At 43.1% G+C, this 15,560-nt stretch carries 13 protein-coding genes and 1 tRNA gene; 7 read left to right on the plus strand and 7 right to left on the minus strand.

Annotated elements, in window-relative coordinates; translation table 11 throughout:
* Positions 1 to 57 precede the first annotated feature (57 nt).
* Both ACOJR9_RS11850 and ACOJR9_RS11855 read right to left on the minus strand, forming a co-directional pair.
* Positions 58 to 3,177 carry an efflux RND transporter permease subunit gene (locus ACOJR9_RS11850; protein WP_420933173.1) on the minus strand — a complete coding sequence of 1,040 codons (3,120 nt, stop codon included), beginning with the start codon at positions 3,175 to 3,177 and terminating at the stop codon, positions 58 to 60.
* Positions 3,178 to 3,179: 2 nt separating this feature from the next.
* Entirely contained in the window at positions 3,180 to 4,418 is a 1,239-nt protein-coding gene (locus ACOJR9_RS11855) for an efflux RND transporter periplasmic adaptor subunit (RefSeq protein WP_420933174.1), read from the minus strand.
* A 482-nt stretch (positions 4,419 to 4,900) separates the two neighbouring features.
* Here ACOJR9_RS11855 and ACOJR9_RS11860 point away from each other — a divergent pair, with 482 nt between their 5' ends.
* The 3 genes from ACOJR9_RS11860 to ACOJR9_RS11870 all read left to right on the plus strand — a co-directional run bounded on the left by ACOJR9_RS11860 (position 4,901) and on the right by ACOJR9_RS11870 (position 7,371).
* Entirely contained in the window at positions 4,901 to 6,175 is a 1,275-nt protein-coding gene (locus tag ACOJR9_RS11860; protein ID WP_420933175.1) for a TrkH family potassium uptake protein, read from the plus strand.
* A 298-nt stretch (positions 6,176 to 6,473) separates the two neighbouring features.
* Positions 6,474 to 7,127: a tyrosine-type recombinase/integrase gene (locus ACOJR9_RS11865; RefSeq protein ID WP_420933176.1), complete on the plus strand. Its 654-nt coding sequence runs from the start codon at positions 6,474 to 6,476 to the stop codon at positions 7,125 to 7,127.
* Positions 7,114 to 7,371: a tyrosine-type recombinase/integrase gene (locus tag ACOJR9_RS11870; RefSeq protein WP_420933177.1), complete on the plus strand. Its 258-nt coding sequence runs from the start codon at positions 7,114 to 7,116 to the stop codon at positions 7,369 to 7,371. The genes ACOJR9_RS11865 and ACOJR9_RS11870 overlap by 14 nt, the downstream gene beginning before the upstream one ends.
* A gap of 690 nt (positions 7,372 to 8,061) precedes the next feature.
* Here the strand turns inward: ACOJR9_RS11870 and ACOJR9_RS11875 are convergent.
* A complete protein-coding gene (locus ACOJR9_RS11875) occupies positions 8,062 to 8,811 on the minus strand; it encodes a hypothetical protein (RefSeq protein WP_420933178.1) in 750 nt (249 codons plus the stop codon).
* 388 nt (positions 8,812 to 9,199) lie between these two features.
* Between ACOJR9_RS11875 and ACOJR9_RS11880 the strand changes: the two genes are divergently transcribed.
* Together ACOJR9_RS11880 and ACOJR9_RS11885 are read left to right on the plus strand one after the other, a co-directional pair.
* Positions 9,200 to 9,736, plus strand: a complete 537-nt coding sequence (locus ACOJR9_RS11880; protein WP_420933179.1) for a hypothetical protein — start codon at positions 9,200 to 9,202, stop codon at positions 9,734 to 9,736.
* Positions 9,737 to 9,775: 39 nt separating this feature from the next.
* Positions 9,776 to 10,495 (plus strand): hypothetical protein, encoded by a 720-nt coding sequence (locus ACOJR9_RS11885; protein ID WP_420933180.1) that lies wholly within the window; start codon positions 9,776 to 9,778, stop codon positions 10,493 to 10,495.
* Positions 10,496 to 11,117: 622 nt separating this feature from the next.
* Here the strand turns inward: ACOJR9_RS11885 and ACOJR9_RS11890 are convergent.
* Positions 11,118 to 11,193 (minus strand) — tRNA-Pro (locus ACOJR9_RS11890).
* Positions 11,194 to 11,364: 171 nt separating this feature from the next.
* Between ACOJR9_RS11890 and ACOJR9_RS11895 the strand changes: the two genes are divergently transcribed.
* Positions 11,365 to 11,886: a hypothetical protein gene (locus tag ACOJR9_RS11895; protein ID WP_420933181.1), complete on the plus strand. Its 522-nt coding sequence runs from the start codon at positions 11,365 to 11,367 to the stop codon at positions 11,884 to 11,886.
* An 18-nt stretch (positions 11,887 to 11,904) separates the two neighbouring features.
* The gene (locus ACOJR9_RS11900; protein ID WP_420933182.1) at positions 11,905 to 12,498 is read left to right on the plus strand and encodes a hypothetical protein; all 594 of its coding nucleotides are present in this window, start codon (positions 11,905 to 11,907) and stop codon (positions 12,496 to 12,498) included.
* Here ACOJR9_RS11900 and ACOJR9_RS11905 read toward each other — a convergent pair.
* Genes ACOJR9_RS11905 through ACOJR9_RS11915 form a run of 3 tightly spaced genes read right to left on the minus strand, consistent with a single transcriptional unit; the run spans position 12,475 to position 14,504 of the window.
* Positions 12,475 to 12,963, minus strand: coding sequence for a ribonuclease H family protein (locus ACOJR9_RS11905; protein WP_420933183.1), 489 nt, complete (start codon positions 12,961 to 12,963; stop codon positions 12,475 to 12,477). The genes ACOJR9_RS11900 and ACOJR9_RS11905 overlap by 24 nt on opposite strands.
* A gap of 16 nt (positions 12,964 to 12,979) precedes the next feature.
* Entirely contained in the window at positions 12,980 to 13,738 is a 759-nt protein-coding gene (locus tag ACOJR9_RS11910) for a hypothetical protein (protein ID WP_420933184.1), read from the minus strand.
* A 4-nt stretch (positions 13,739 to 13,742) separates the two neighbouring features.
* On the minus strand, positions 13,743 to 14,504 hold the full coding sequence (locus ACOJR9_RS11915; protein WP_420933185.1) for a hypothetical protein: 762 nt from the start codon (positions 14,502 to 14,504) through the stop codon (positions 13,743 to 13,745).
* Positions 14,505 to 15,560: the final 1,056 nt, after the last annotated feature.

Consider the following 15,560-nt stretch of genomic DNA (forward strand, 5'->3'; position numbering starts at 1 on the left):
ATGAAGGCGCGTTAGCTAATCCTGTAATCCAATGTGCGTTACATGTTCGATAAAGTACTAGCTGGCCTTTTCAGTATTGTCATCTGACTTTTTCCCAATGCGACGTACCCACACGAACAAAAAGGGAGCAAAGAACACAACGCACACTGTGGTCATGGTAATCCCGCCAAGTACGCCTATGCTAATTGCGTTTTGTGCACCTGAGCCCGGGCCAGAGGCAAATGCCAAGGGCATTACGCCTAAAATAAAAGTAAGCGATGTCATTATAATAGGGCGGAAGCGCTGACTTGCGGCGTTAATGGCAGCGTCGTAAGCGTCCATGCCTTGTTTATAGTTGCGCTGTGCAAACTCCACAATCAAGATAGCATTTTTAGCCGCTAAACCAATTGTCATTAGCAGCCCTACTTGAAAATACACATCGTTTGATTGACCGGTTAACCACGTTGCTATTACTGCACCGCAAATACCTAACGGCACCACCAATATAATAGCAACGGGGATCACCAAGCTCTCATACAAAGCGGCTAAAATCATAAACACCACCACCACGGTAATGCTGTAAAGCAGCAACGTTTGACTACCACTTTCTTTTTCTTCGTAAGACAACCCCGTCCACGCAATTTCAAAACCATTATCGAGTGATTCTGCAATTCGCTCTAACTCTTTTAGCGCTTCGCCTGAACTCACTCCTGGTGGCGTCGAGCCCTGTATTTCCCTTGCAGACCCGCCATTGAAGCGCGTTAACTTAGAAGGGCCGTAAGACCACTTACCCTCTGCTATTTGACTAAGCTGTACCATGCCATCGCTGCTGTTACGCAAATACCAATTATCGATATCAGCAGGCAGCATTCGATATTCATTATCGGCCTGAACGTAAACCCGCTTAATGCGACCGCTATCAACAAAATCATTCACATAGCGACCGCCTAGAGCAACGCTTAACGTTTGATTTATAGTTGATATTGGTACCCCTAGCGCCAGCGCCTTCGGCGTATCTATATCTAAGCTGTATTGAGGGTTGTCAGCAAGACCATTAAAGCGAACTTGGGACAGCAATGGGCTTTCGTTGGCAGCTTTTAATAATTGCTGAGTCGCCTGCTTCATTGCCTCGTGCCCCGCTCCTTCGCGGTCAATCAGCTGCAGCTGAAAGCCACTAGCATTACCTAACGCACTCACGGGCGGTGGTACAAGGGGAATAATCATAGCGTCTTTCACCGGTGCCAACGCCTTTGCGGCACGCTGCTTAACGTTGAAAACGCTGTTTTGTTCGCCACGCTTTTCCCAATCCTTCATTTGTACAAACGCAATGCCCACATTCTGCGCTTGCCCTGCAAAGCTAAAACCAGCTGCAGTAAACAACCCTTCTACTGCATCACCCGCTTCGTTGAGATAAAAGTCTTCAAGCTTGGCCATTTTTTCTCGTGTTTGCTGAAGCGTTGAGCCAGGCGGCCCAGACACCAAGGTAAACATTCGGCCTTGATCTTCTTCAGGTAGAAACGAGGTAGGAATTCGTCCAAAGATCCACATGCTTCCTGTCACTAGTACAATGAACACCGCAGGTAACACTATTTTATTGTTTAGCAATTTTTCTAACAGTGAATTGTGACGATTTTTGATCTTGTCGAAACCAGTATTAAACCATTGCAATAATTTCCCGCTTTGTTTCTTTCCACCAGATTGCAGCAACAATGTGCAAAGTGCTGGCGATAACGTAAGGGCAATAAACAGTGATATCCCCATTGCAACTGATATCGTAATAGCGAACTGCCTGTAAATTACGCCAACCGAGCCGCTAAATAATGCCATGGGCAAAAATACCGCCCAAATGACTACTGTAGTGCCCACCAGAGCAGAAGAAATTTCTGCCATCGCATTTTTTACCGCTTCTTTAGGCGACAGGCTTTCATCTTCCTCAAGCTTTCTTTCGGCATTTTCGGTAACCACTATTGCGTCATCTACTAACATGCCAATAGCTAAGACAAGGGCAAACATAGTAAGTACGTTAATGGAGTAACCAAACAGCAATAAAAAACTAAATGTACCGAGCAAAACAACAGGTATCGCAACAGCCGGAATTAAGGTGACTCTTAGCGTTTGCAAAAAGATGTAAATCACTAGCACCACTAACACCACCGCAATCACGAGGGTTTCAAGCACGTTGAAAATAGACGCGCGGATAAAAGGCGACGTATCGACAGGATAAGCAATATCTAAATCTTCTGGAATGATACTTTTAAATTCATCAATTCGCGCTTTCAAGGCTTCTATTGTGGCAAGCGCATTAGCCGATGGCGCAAGCTCAATAGCAATACCCGAGGCAGGCTTTCCGTTCCATCGCCCTAACACTCTGTAATTTTCTGCGCCAACTTCAATACGAGCAACATCTCCCAACGTTAAACTTGCGCCGTTTAAATCTGAGCGTAATAAAATAGCTTCAAATTCTTCAGGCGTGGTTAACAGCGACTGCGCAGTAATAGTGGCATTAAGTTGCTGGCCTTCCACCGACGGAGCTCCGCCAATTTCCCCCGTTGCTAACTGCACATTTTGTTGTTCAATGGCATTAGTGACATCGAGTGCAGTAATGTTGTAATTGTTCATGGCGTTAGGATTAAGCCATATGCGCATAGCGTTTTCAGGGCCGAAAGTTTGTATTTGGCCCACCCCGTTAACCCGACTTAATGGCTCTTCAAGGTTCGACACTAAAAAGTCTGAAATCTCATTGCGGTTCATCTCGCCACTTTTTGAGAAAAAGCTGACCAGCAGCGCATAACTGCTGCCTGCCTTTTCTACTGCAATGCCAAGCTGCTGCACAATGGGCGGTAGCGCAGATTGCGCTTGAGATACTTTGTTCTGGGTTTGTACTTGCGCAATGTCGGGGTCGGTACCTGGCTCAAAGGTTAAGGTAATTGACGCTGTACCGGCAGAAGAGCTTTGCGACTGAATGTAGCGCAAGTTGTCGATACCCGTGAGACTCTTCTCAATAACTTGAGTAACCGTAACCTCCATGGTTTTTGCCGACGCACCGGGGTAACTTGCGCTAATAGAAACTTTGGGTGGCGCGATATTCGGGTACTGCTCAAGCGGAAGATTCATTACTGAAAAAGCGCCGCTTCCCATAATAAGAAGTGCGATCACGGCGGTAAAAATAGGGCGGTTGATGAAAAAGCGAGAAAACATAATTATTGTGCCTTCCCTGTCGACTGTGCATTCTGATCATTAGCGCTATTTTTGGCTTCTTGTTCATCCTCCTGAGTCACTTTTTGCGGCTTAACACGTTGCCCGTCGGCTAATGTCATGGTGCCCTCCACAATAAGCCGCTCTCCTTGTGTCAAGCCCTCTTTAATTACCCATTTATTTTCAAACGCCGTACCCGTAGTAACCTCTCGTTCACGGGCGTTGTTGTCGGCGTCTATCACCCACACATGCTTTTTACCGTTCGCCCCAATTTTTACGCTTTTTTGCGGAACAATAATAACGGGGTCTGCAGTGCTGTCATTAATTGCACCACGCACAAATAGCCCAGGTAAAAGAGCCGTTTCAGGGTTAGCAAACTCGGTGCGAACTTGAATAGTGCCCGTTTGATTATCGACTGCAAAATCTGTGGCTTTTATATTGCCAATGTACGGATAACGCTCTCCTGAATTTAAAAACAAGCTTACAGTTTGAGTTTGATCGGCATCGTTTAGCTGACTGGATTGCTGCACTTGTTGGCCTATTAACTGTCTATCGCTAGCAGAGACAGAGAAATCGACATAAACAGGGTCTAATTGACGAATAGTGACGAGAGTTTGTTCTTGCTGCTGCGATACAAGCGCGCCTTTAGTTACGCTTGAAGGACTTATGTAGCCGGTAATTGGTGCATAAACCTTGGTATAAGCTAAATTGATTTTTGCGCGTTTCAGCTGCGCCTCGCTTTGCATTACCGCAGCTTTTGCTTGCATTAGCTCCGTTTGCGCATCTTCGAAAACTTGCTGACTTAACACGTCAGATTCGGCCAAGCTATCGTAACGCTCAACAACGGACTGGGCATTGTTCACTCTCGCTTGGGTGTTGTTGAAATTTGCCTGTGCAGAATCTACCTCTGCTTGGTAGCGATTGGGCTCAATCTGGTAAAGCTGGTCGCCCTCTTTGACTAACGCGCCCTCGGTAAACAAGCGAGATTGTATAATACCGCTTATTTGAGGTCTCACCTCAGCAACTTGATAAGGAACTACTCTGCCAGGAATTTTGGTTAATGCTGGTACTTGCTGCGGCGTGAGTTCAATGTATCCCACCGGCGTTGCAGGTTGCTTAGCATTTCCATCGTTTTGCTGCGAAGAAGCAGTTTGTTGAGCTTGTGATGAGGCGTTATCTTTATCGCTACAACCAGTGGTTGATAGAGCGGCGAACACCAATGCAATACTAATATTTTTAATCATAATCCCTGCTCATCATGTCCGTGGTGTGAAGTAAATGTGGAATAAAGAAAGCGGCTTATTCCCTTAACGGTCGCCTGCACGTTGCGTGAAGCAACTGCAGGATGGTCACTGTTTGAATAGTTTTGGATAGTTAAATGGCTACCAATGCGAAGCGTTTATCAATCGCTAGTACAAACATCCGAAACCGTCTGAAAGCATCTGAAACCATCATAGCTACGAGGGGGAAGAGCATAAAAGATCACCTCGCAGCTTAGATGGTGTCTGATCCTTTTCAACGTGAGCCCCTTAAAAATTGCAACATAAACGTCAGCAAATTGCATGAACAGCCGTTGTTCAACGTGCGTATTTTCGCTTTGCTGTGACATCCCATTGGTTGACTCACCACAAAAGCGATACACGAAAATAATGAGGACACAAAACTGACATCGATTAAAAATCTACTAGTAACCAAATCGCCAACCGCGCTGTTGATCTATGGCTATGTGTTCTTTTTAATCATCGCATTTAGTTTGCTGAGCCTCCCTATTGCGCAGAACTCACCGATTGAATGGTTAGATACTCTGTTTATTGCCACATCAGCAGTTTCGACAACCGGTTTAATCACTGCTCAGCCAGGGGCGGATTACCGCTTTTTTGGGCAGTTTGTCATCCTATTAATTATTCAAATTGGCGGCATTGGGTATATGACTTTTGGCTCATTTATTCTGGTAGCCTTAAAAGCAAAAATGTCGAAAGATTCGCTTAAAAAATCTCTTGAAATGAGCAAGCGAGAATTTGCATTTCCGAAAGACTTTAAGCCCAGTGCTTTTGTGAAAAAAGTGGTTTTATTCACGCTTATTGTGGAATGCATTGGTGCCGTATTATTGGCAATTATTTTTACTCAAAATGGAGAAGCGGCGCCTATTTGGTCGGCCATTTTTCATAGCGTAAGTGCCTTTTGTACTGCGGGTTTTAGCTTAATGACAACCAGCTTTCAGAGCTATCAAGGCCACCTTACTGTTAACATCATTATTTCAGTGCTGTCGCTGCTTGGCGCTATCGGTTTCATTGTAATGGTGGATGTTTGGGATGTAGTGAAAAACCCCAAAAACACACCGCAATTTTCAACAACCATAATTTTAAAGATTACTTTTGCATTACTGCTTGGCGGCACCCTTATCGTAGGTTTTACTGACGATTCATTTAGTCACTTACCCACGTTCGAGCGTTGGATGACCGTATTTTTTCAAGTCATGACAGCAAGTACCACAGTGGGCTTTAACACCTTTAACGTGGCTAACATGCACATTGCTTCTGTGTTTGTTATGTTCTTTCTCATGCTATTTGGGGCTTCACCCTCGGGCACGGGTGGAGGATTGAAATCGACTACCCTTGCGGCGCTCATCGCCATTGTAAGAAGTACCCTTAAAAGAAGGGAGCTTGTGAGCTTTGACGGAAAGCGACTTCCCCTACATAAGCTACAACTAGCGGCCAGCAGTTTTATATTAGCATTTGCCATATCCTTTATCGCTGTAACTATTTTACTCATCACAGAAGAAGCACCCTTAAGCTGGATACTCTTCGAAGTACTTTCAGCAATTGGTACAGTAGGGCTCACCATGGGCCTAACTACTGAACTCAGTGCCATAGGAAAGCTGGTAATAATGCTAATGATGTTTATGGGTAGAGTTGGCATTTTAACGTTTGGTGTATTTCTCTCGCTACGAGAAGAAAACGAAGATGAAGACGACAAAAAAGAGGAAGAGTTGGTGCTTTAGCTTGGTTACGTTTGAATAGAGAGCGTTTTTACTGACGAATTAACATCAGTTGGTGCCATGTATTGATAAATTAGAGGCGATTTTTTGAATAATTCAAAGCGAGAGGGTGAGGCTCACGCTGTAAGCGGGGAGCAGAGAAGTTGGTCGGTGTGAGAGGATTTGAACCTCCGACCCCTGACACCCCATGCCCACCTGCGCGATAACGCTGCGAACTCTACACGCACCTCCGAAAGTCAATACTGGCAAGGCCTCAAGAATTTCACTTCCATTAACCTTTAAGTATTTTGGAGTGAACGAAGTGGCAACTATCCGTCAATTAAAATCAGGCAACTGGAACGTACAGATTCGTGAGCAAGGTAAGCGAATCTCTGAGACTTTTCCAACTCAACAAGAAGCAGAACGTTTCGCCTTAATGGGCTCAAATGAATTGTCTTTTCACGAGGTCTGCGACAAATACCTTGAGCACATGGGCGAATCTGTGCGTTACCGTGTGCGATGCTTGAAGAAAAACTTTAAGTCGCCTCCTACCCTAGCAGAAATCGAAGCATTTAAGCGTCAGAGACTCAAAGAAGTAAAGAGCAGTACCGCGAGATTAGACTTACAGATGCTGTCTCGCATCGTTAAGTTTGGCATTAAACACTTCGAGTTAGATTGGCCTTTTCCTTTCAAGGACTTCAAATATCCTCCTGAATGCCAACCACGAGACAGAGTTGTAACACAGAAAGAGTTAAGGCTACTGCTTGATGATTTACCTCCACTAGTTGCATCAGCTGCTGAACTCTCTTACGAGACTGCTATGCGTAGAGGAGATATAGTGAAGATACAAAAGCAACATATAGAGTTTCACCAAAACAGACTTTATGTTCCTGAAGCCAAGAATGGCTACTCACGCTACGTTCCGTTAAACGCAAATACCACGCGGATTTTAAAAGACAGACTTGAGGGCATGTAAAGGTAATCAAACGCTTTACAACGTTACAGCAGAGAGCCTCTCAAAAGCTTTTGGGCGAGCCTTTAAACGTATAGGAGTAACTGGCTTATCGTTTCACTCTATGAAGCATTCAGCTATCACCAAATATGCCCAAAGAGGCCTTTCGGTTAATCAGCTAAAAGTAATTTCAGGTCATCGTTCAACAGAGATGTTGGAGCGGTATACACACCTAGGGGTTATGGATGTGGTTTCTCTGATGGACTGACTAGTAAAAGTGGCGAAGCTCCTCTCTTTGTCACTCTTTCTAAAGACAATCATGACTAGCCAAGAATAAAAAGCGACTAATAAACTGCTGATTTAATTGATTGTAAAATACAATCCCTATAGAAGATTGGAAAGGATTATGAGCAAGTAAAGAGAGCTTACTTAACTTAAGGGCGGATAAATAAACTCAGAAACTTAAAAATCAAGAGCGATGACACTGTTAATTCTATGATCGGCAAAGCGATTGATGAATACCACTTAACTCCCGAGGACAAAGATGTGAGTAAACATGTCAGTTTGGTTTTATCAGTCCTCAATAGTTCGTGGACCGATTCTCATCGGAAGTCAAAGGTTATTGGGAGCTTCTTATCATTCCCTATGAGGAACTTGAACTGTGTAGAAAAAGCATCGTTTTACAGTATTCCATGCGCTCCAAAAAAATCGAACGGCTCAAAATAACTGTAGAAAATAATTTAAGGAGCAAAAGCCAACGCAACTATAAACTACAGTTAACGTATACAGGCAAGGTAAACTTTGGCTCGCTACGACAATTTACAGACTTTTTGGATCATTTGCTATTTCGAACTCTCGACACGCCCATGAAAACACAAAACACTGATATTATTTATATTTTCTATGAAGATAACATTTGAAATGTACCAAAAAACCGTACCTTATTGTAAATGCGTATTTAATCAATGAGCCCTATATCATTAAGCAGTCTTCTTGCTAGCGGCGTCGCGTTATACTCGTGTTGCTCCATCGACGTAAGGAATCCACCCATTACTTCATTTTGACTTTTTAACATTTGCTCTTTCAAGCGATTTCTATCTAAGCTAACCAAGCCATGTCGCTCTAACTTTCTAATCATGCTTTCAAAGCCCAGTTTGGAATCTTGATATTGTTCTTTCTCCGGTTCAGACATCGATTGGTAAGCCCCCCCAGTAACACTTTTTGGACTATATTTGAGCTGAGTGTTCAACCACTTCTTTTCAATGAGGTAGTGGAGAATCTCAACTTCCATATCTGTCAATTCAGAAAGAATCTGGAGCATATTTTTTTTCAACGAATATATATCTTCATCGCAATCCAAGCTCGAATAAGTGAAGCTAGCAAGATACTTATTGCGCTGGTCTGAAAGCGCTTTAGTTGCAGCTTGGACCGACTGTTCGATTAAATCTCTTGTATACTCATTTTCTCTAATGAGTCGAACTTCATGCTCTCTGACTTTATGGGACAGAAACTTTAGGTATGTCGCTACCCTGTCTAGACGTTGGTTAGGAATCACCGTTGAGAAAATTTCAGCAAACACCCCCATACAAGGAAACGGTATCGTTGATATACCTGCCTTGGTAAAATTTATAACTTCGTCTTTCTTGGAAGACTTGATTGTTTCTAACATCGCAATCCACTGATCATTTGCCTTTTCATCTCTATCCATGCTGTTAGTTCCTTCAACAACTAAAAAACTAAAGATACATCAAAATGTTTAACTACAAAAATCTGAGTGGCCAATTCGACAATGATGAAGCCTTAACTACCCCCATAGGGTGTCGCTGCTCACCACAGGAACACCGCTAGGACAACTTCAATCCAGCCGCAGCGTTCATCTTGACCAAACACCAATGCTACCTAATTTAATCCCAGTGTCTTTGTAATTCATATAGATCTATTCAATCACCCAAGCGTTTGTCGGCGCTAAGTGAATGAGGCAGTGTTAGCTGTAGGCTTAGACTCAGGTTTAAGCGCAGTTTCGCGCTGTAAGCCTTTACATATTAAACTTGTAACCCATACTATTTATTGAAAAAGTAGGAAGTGAAAGAGTAGACATGGCGTCAGATATAAAGAAACAAGCAGCACAAAATGGCTACACAACAGCTGAGGGTTTGGTACTGACGGGCGGTAAGGTAACGCCACGAGGTAAACTTTCAGTTCACTATGGCTATGACATAGAGGTCTGTGCGTTTAGCCAAGTTGACCAGTTACTCGACAGACCAGGGTTGTATCAAATATTCACTGATGACGGTACCCCGCTGAAGGTTGGCATAGCGTCAAAGCTAAGGGCGAGACTCAGACAACACGCTAAGTCATCTCAGAAATACTTGAGGTTCAAACACGAAGGTACAGATATACAACCAAGTGATGTGCGTTCAACACGTTCTATCTTGGCCAAACATCTGTACTTTGATAGCTCAATAGCACCATCTTTCGGCCTGACCACAGAAGAAGGTAGACGCAAGTTCTTACAGGCTGAATGTTACCTGTTGATTACCTATACAGACAGCAAGGTAAACGCGCGAGAACTTGAAAAGTTATTTGAAGCCAAGAGGATATTTCGATATCAAGGGACAGTCGTTGGGCGATAACTACTGAGTAGTCTCAACTGTAAATTTATCGGGGGGAAAGTGGACGATTTTGAGCAGATACAGGCTTATGATACTGATGAGCAGAAAACATTATATATGTCCTATTTCCGTGTACTCCAAGGAATACTGGTATCGTTGGAAGCGGTTGATGAAGTGAAGGGAATTAAAAAGCCTCAATGCAGTAAAAGTAACTCGTATATAAAGGCAGCTAAGGAGCTTCAAAGTTATTTTATTAATGCTGGTGCAATAAAGGAAGTCATTGATGCTTTGCCGCAGGTCCCAAGCTTCAAGCTCTCTCATAGCCAACAATGCCGATATATCGTCGGCAAAGCCATAAGAAACAAGGTTGCTCATCAAGGGCTATGGACACCAACATTCAGGAAAGCATATAGCTTGGCTAACAACTGGCAACCGATATACGCCTTCGCTTATGAGGCAGAGGAAGTGACTGAAGGCATCAGTCAGCTATACGCTGCACGGAAGTACGGCGATACAGATAAAGAACATCGTAAAGCTCAACGCGACAACCAAAAATTACTAGATGCAAAAAACTTCGTTCAATCGAAAGCCGATAACGGATATTTAGACATCATTGCTTTCACTTCTGAACATGCAGACTCACTTTTTCCTACTTATGTAGAGCACATTGAACAAGCTTATATGAATTGCAAAATGCAATCATTGTCGAGCATGAGGAGAAGCTTCGACTTAACTACTATTGATTACCAGCTTTCCTTGTTGCAAACAAAATTCAAATAAGTAACTCGCTATTTTGCTACAGAAATCTGAGCGAGCACATCGATAATGATGGAGGCCCATCTCCCCCCCCAGCCCCTCATATCACCAGAAAATGACTTCAACTGAACTCAGCACGTAAACTTTTCGCTCACTTACAGCGCATCAATCTGACGCCCTATATCCTCGACTCAGGGTGTCACCGACATATGCAACGAAAGGCAGAGCGCATAACAATGAAAAAAGCTATAAGAACACAACTTCACTGAATTCACTCCTAGATACCCGCTTGATTGGCAAGCAGCGCTCACAAAAATATAAAATCACTTGAACGAAAGAACGTGGATTATTTTCTCTGTAGTAATTATTTAGATTATTTAGATAGTTATTTGAATACACTAAACGACTTTAAGCGCCACATGAAGCGTGAGCTGAAAAAGGAATTGGAGGAGCTTTCGAATGAAAATGCTGCTATCAATGATGTTGACTCATGGGCTTAACATGTGTGAACCAGATTGTGAAAGTTCGCAAATTTAGCTAATATCAAGATGGTTGTGAACTCTGTGTATTGTCTTGAAGATTGACTTTAAGAAATACTGTAGAGTTCACCAGAAAAGGCTTAGAGCGTCATGAAGAAAGGAGAAGTTGGTCGGTGTGAGAGGATTTGAACCTCCGACCCCTGACACCCCATGACAGTGCCATAAATACACCTCTACACACCAATAATCATAGGGTTATTTCAATTTAGAGACCCAAAAAGTGACCCTTAAAGTGACCCAGATTTCAACTCTAAAAAATTTAGATTTTTCTCATATCTCTTTCTTTGAACGTGACAAATTGCTCAAAACTTGATTACCTAACGTTTTAGGGAACCCGAGTTAGAAACTATGAGCATGGACGAAGAAGTTTTAAGAAAACTAGGAATGCAACAAATCATTATAGATGAATCTGTAAGGTATTTGATTTACGCCAGAAAGCTATCTGAAGAAAACCACTCATTATTTTACAGCCATACATCGACAGCCTTCTATAGGGTATCTATCATTAATTGGTGCATTGTTTTTGGGAGCCGTAATGAAGATTTACATTGGTCAAAAGTTCAACCTCATTTTGGGGAACGAGCGTTCTCACTAAGGCACATCCTTGACGATTGCAATATTGAGTTTGATGACTGGGCCACTTATCACGAAAGAATTCGTTTTTTACGCGACCAATTCTTAGCTCATTTTGATATCAATTCCTTGAGCACACTCGTACCTAGCTTTGATATACTTTTGCAAACTTCCGTATCTTATCGCAATTGGATTATTCATCAAATCGAGTATTTACAGAATAGTCAATTAATCATAAACCGAAGATTCTTTGACACAGAGGACTTGATAGCCGATATTGAACATACATTTAATTCAAAATAAATATTCATGGAGACGAACATGGAAATACGGAAATTACTAATAATCTTCTTGCTTAGCTTCTTGAGTGTCAATAGAGCAATTGCAGGCTCGTATGCCGACATGCTCGAAGCGTATATTCCTGAGAACTCAGAGAACTGCCAGTCTTCAGAATTTCCTCCTGGCTCTGGCAACTTCCAGCCAGACTATCAAACTAACGGCGTGTGCTTCCCAATGACTTCGTTTGTTAGGGGGGATTTTCTGGAATATCACATGTATGCGGTAGTTGAGCTAACTAATCCCGACTACCTCGAAGAGTATGCAGCTCATAGAAAGGCATCAAAGATAAGGTCGAAAGAAGCTAGTTCAAAAAAGAATTTTGAAGCATATATCGTGCATGTTGATAGTTTTGAAAAGAACACCTTAAGGTTTACAGATGGCACCTACGGAACAGTCCCATTTCATATCAACGTTCATTATTACCAACTAGCGATTTTGTTTAGAGATAGAAACGAGTGGTTCGTATGTGCTGGTGGCAATGTCCATAGGTACAATCTTATCTTTAACAGTGACTTATTTAGAAGCTCTCCACCAGAAAAGAGCGCTGAAGAACTAAGAGATAACTCTCTCTGTTAGCGCCCTGATTGCTTCATTAGCTAAATCGTCTGCAAGTTCATTACCGTAAACACCGCTATGACCTCGAACCCACTTAACGACAACTGTAGGCTTCTCTTGCTTCAGCTTGTCAATACGTTGCCATAGGTCTTGATTAGCTACTGGCTTCTTCTTGGCTGTCTTCCAGCCTTTCAGCTTCCACCCTCTGAGCCACTCGTTGTAGCCCTTAGCAATCATGTCGTTGTCTGTGTGGATAATGTCCTCAGGCGCTGCCAGTTCGAGAGCCTTGATGACTGCTAGCATTTCACAGCGATTGTTCGTTGTTGTCGTTTGACCTTCCTCTGGCTCTACTCGTGCCTTGTAGGTCTCCAAGACTTCCTCTTGGTCATTCAACACGACAACGCCTAAGCCACCGTGTTTACATCCGTTCTGGTTGTTAGGCGCTGCACCGTCTGTAAAGATAAGTCGTTGTGTTTGTTTACTCATATGTATATTCCTCCTATTAATGGGTTAACTGTTGCGCTAGCGCTTGTTCTACCTTAACTAGTTCTAGCTTGTGGGTTTCAAGGCGTTTCAGGCTTACCTCTGCTGAACGAATTTGACGATTCATTTCAAGCAAGTGCTTCTTAATCTCTCGGTCAAAGTAAGCTTGTGTCTCACTGATTTGGTGTTGTCGTTCAGACTCTCTCAGGCCATCTTTTCGGTTTAACTCTGCAATCTGCTTGTCTCGCTCTCGTTCCATACTCATAGTGAAGTCAATCTTTGACTGGTTGCAGTGCTCAATGGTGTCGTTGTACTGAGTAGCGTTAGCTCTGTTGATTGAATCAAGTAACTCAGCACGACGATTAATAAGTTGGTCTACTGTCAGTTCAGGCACAATGTGTTGTGGTCGTTTAGCATCTTCAGGCAACGCTAAGCCACTCGTGATAGTGCTCCAGATGTCGTCTAGTTTCTCTTGACGCTTCTCGTCGTTCAGGAACACAAGAGTCCAAAAGTTAGCCTCAGCCATATCTCTGAAGTCAGTCTTAGCCGTGTTGAAGTTGTCTCGAAGTTGTTTCGCCTTGGCTTCAGCTTCTCGACGTTCAATAGCTTCTTGTGTGTATTTAATGCGGTAATCATCGAACTTAATGCGACCTTGTACTTCGCTGTTATACAAGTGACTCAGTAAGTCTTGGCAGATAGCCTCAGCAGCGTTAACACGGTCTTGTAGTTCTTTCTGACGTTCTTCTAGTTCTCTAATAATGTCAGCTTGTTTGCTCATGGATTTATCCTCCTAAGTATTTTCGTTCAAGGGATTTAATGGTTTTAATTCGGTTAAGTTGTTTGGCGTGAAAAGGGTTCTTCTCGTGCTTCTCTCTCATAACTCGCTTCTGGATGTTGGATAGGTGTAATTTGTATGTGTAATGCCTAAACCAGAGAGCAACGTTATTGATTGGCACATGCGATAACTCGAAGATTGGCTCAAGGATGTCTAGCATCTTCAAGGCTCTGTTAGCGTTCAGTCGATAACGCCTCTTTTTGCCTGTCCTTGTGATGTGCTGAGGCATGTTAATCAACCTCACAAGGCTCTTACGGCACACAAAGATTGCTAAGGTCTTCCTGTTAGGGAATAAGTCTTTCTTGAAGCGAGCAGCGAGGTAGATACACAACCACTGTTTCTTGGTCACATGCCTACCTACTGCTTCGACTGAAGCTTTGAGCAGATACAGCAACTGAGAGCGAACTGGTAAGTCACCAAGTCGTCTATACGGTGATAGTGCTTTAAGCTTCTCAGCTTCATCTAGCAGACGACCAAAGGCTTTCTCGTAGTGCGTTAAGTCAGCCTCTGAGTACCACTGTTTACCACCTTGAAAAGCTTTAGTTAGCTCTTGGTTGTATGAAGCATAGCGCTTGCATAGTGCTGGTGGCTTAAACGTTGGATGACCGTTGTGCAGATTAGCTTCACGGTGTCGCTTACAGTGCTTGCCGTACTTGGCGTTATCGATAGGACGAGAACAACCCCACACCTTGCATGTGGAAGTTGTCATAGCGTTAAACCTTGTCAGTTAAGTAATTGTGGATACATTCATTCACGATACTACTAGCGCTTACCTTCACGCCTCTAGTATCTTGAAGTCGTGCTTGGTACTTCTGGACGGTCTCGAAGTTCTTGCTGGTTAAGTACACGTTGATGCAAGGCTGAGATACAACTTTGTGTGGTTTACCTAGTGCATTCATCGTTAGCCTCCAGTAGCGACAGCAAGTGATAGTAAGTGGGTAATGTCAGTCATAGTGTTTCTCCTATAGTTGAAGTTTTGAGAAAATAAATGAATACAAAGACAAGAAGGCTCTCAGGCTGCATGTAGGTATCTTTAGGGCTTACCTACTGAGAACCCTCTTGTGGTTGTATTCAGTGAACGAAGGGATGCCTAGGACAAGTGCTGGAGGTAGAGCACAAGTCCATAGGCTTAGAAGGATATGAGTAAACAAACTTAGTTAGACCATACACACATGAATCAATACACATGAGTAAGGGACGACTAAGAGAGTCTTGAAGACTTACCTCTAGTCCATTAACTAATTGAGTTAATCATTGATATATCCAGTAACGGACTGTCTTTAAGACTAACTAAAAGATACTGGTGTTGGTCTTAGATTTGATGACTTAGAGTTGCCCCCCTTACCCCCCACGTTATGTAGGTAGATAAGGGTGGAAACAATCATCTTTGAACCAGTATCTGTTAGCTTTGTGTTGGTCTTGAGTTTGATTGACTGGTCACTTGCCCCTGAGCCGTAGCTCACCACCGTGAAGTTAGTGACCGAGTGTTCGTCTTCACGATGTCCTTTGGAAGTTCGCTTCCCTTCTTCCTTACGTCAGGGAGTCATCTGTTCAATTTTTTCTTCCATATGTCAGGGAGTCATTAACTGAACTTTTTCTTCCATAGGTCAGGGAGTCATCTAAGCGTTGAATTTACTGACATTACTTAACATTAGGGAGCGCTAATAAACATTTGGGCTTCATGGTCATTAGGTGTCACAAATGGATAAAGGTAAATCGTAACTTCAAGTCCTCGTAACAGATCGACAGCGGCTCTCTACGGGCT

The sequence above is a fragment of the Alteromonas ulvae genome (assembly GCF_048987005.1).
Taxonomy (GTDB): domain Bacteria; phylum Pseudomonadota; class Gammaproteobacteria; order Enterobacterales; family Alteromonadaceae; genus Alteromonas.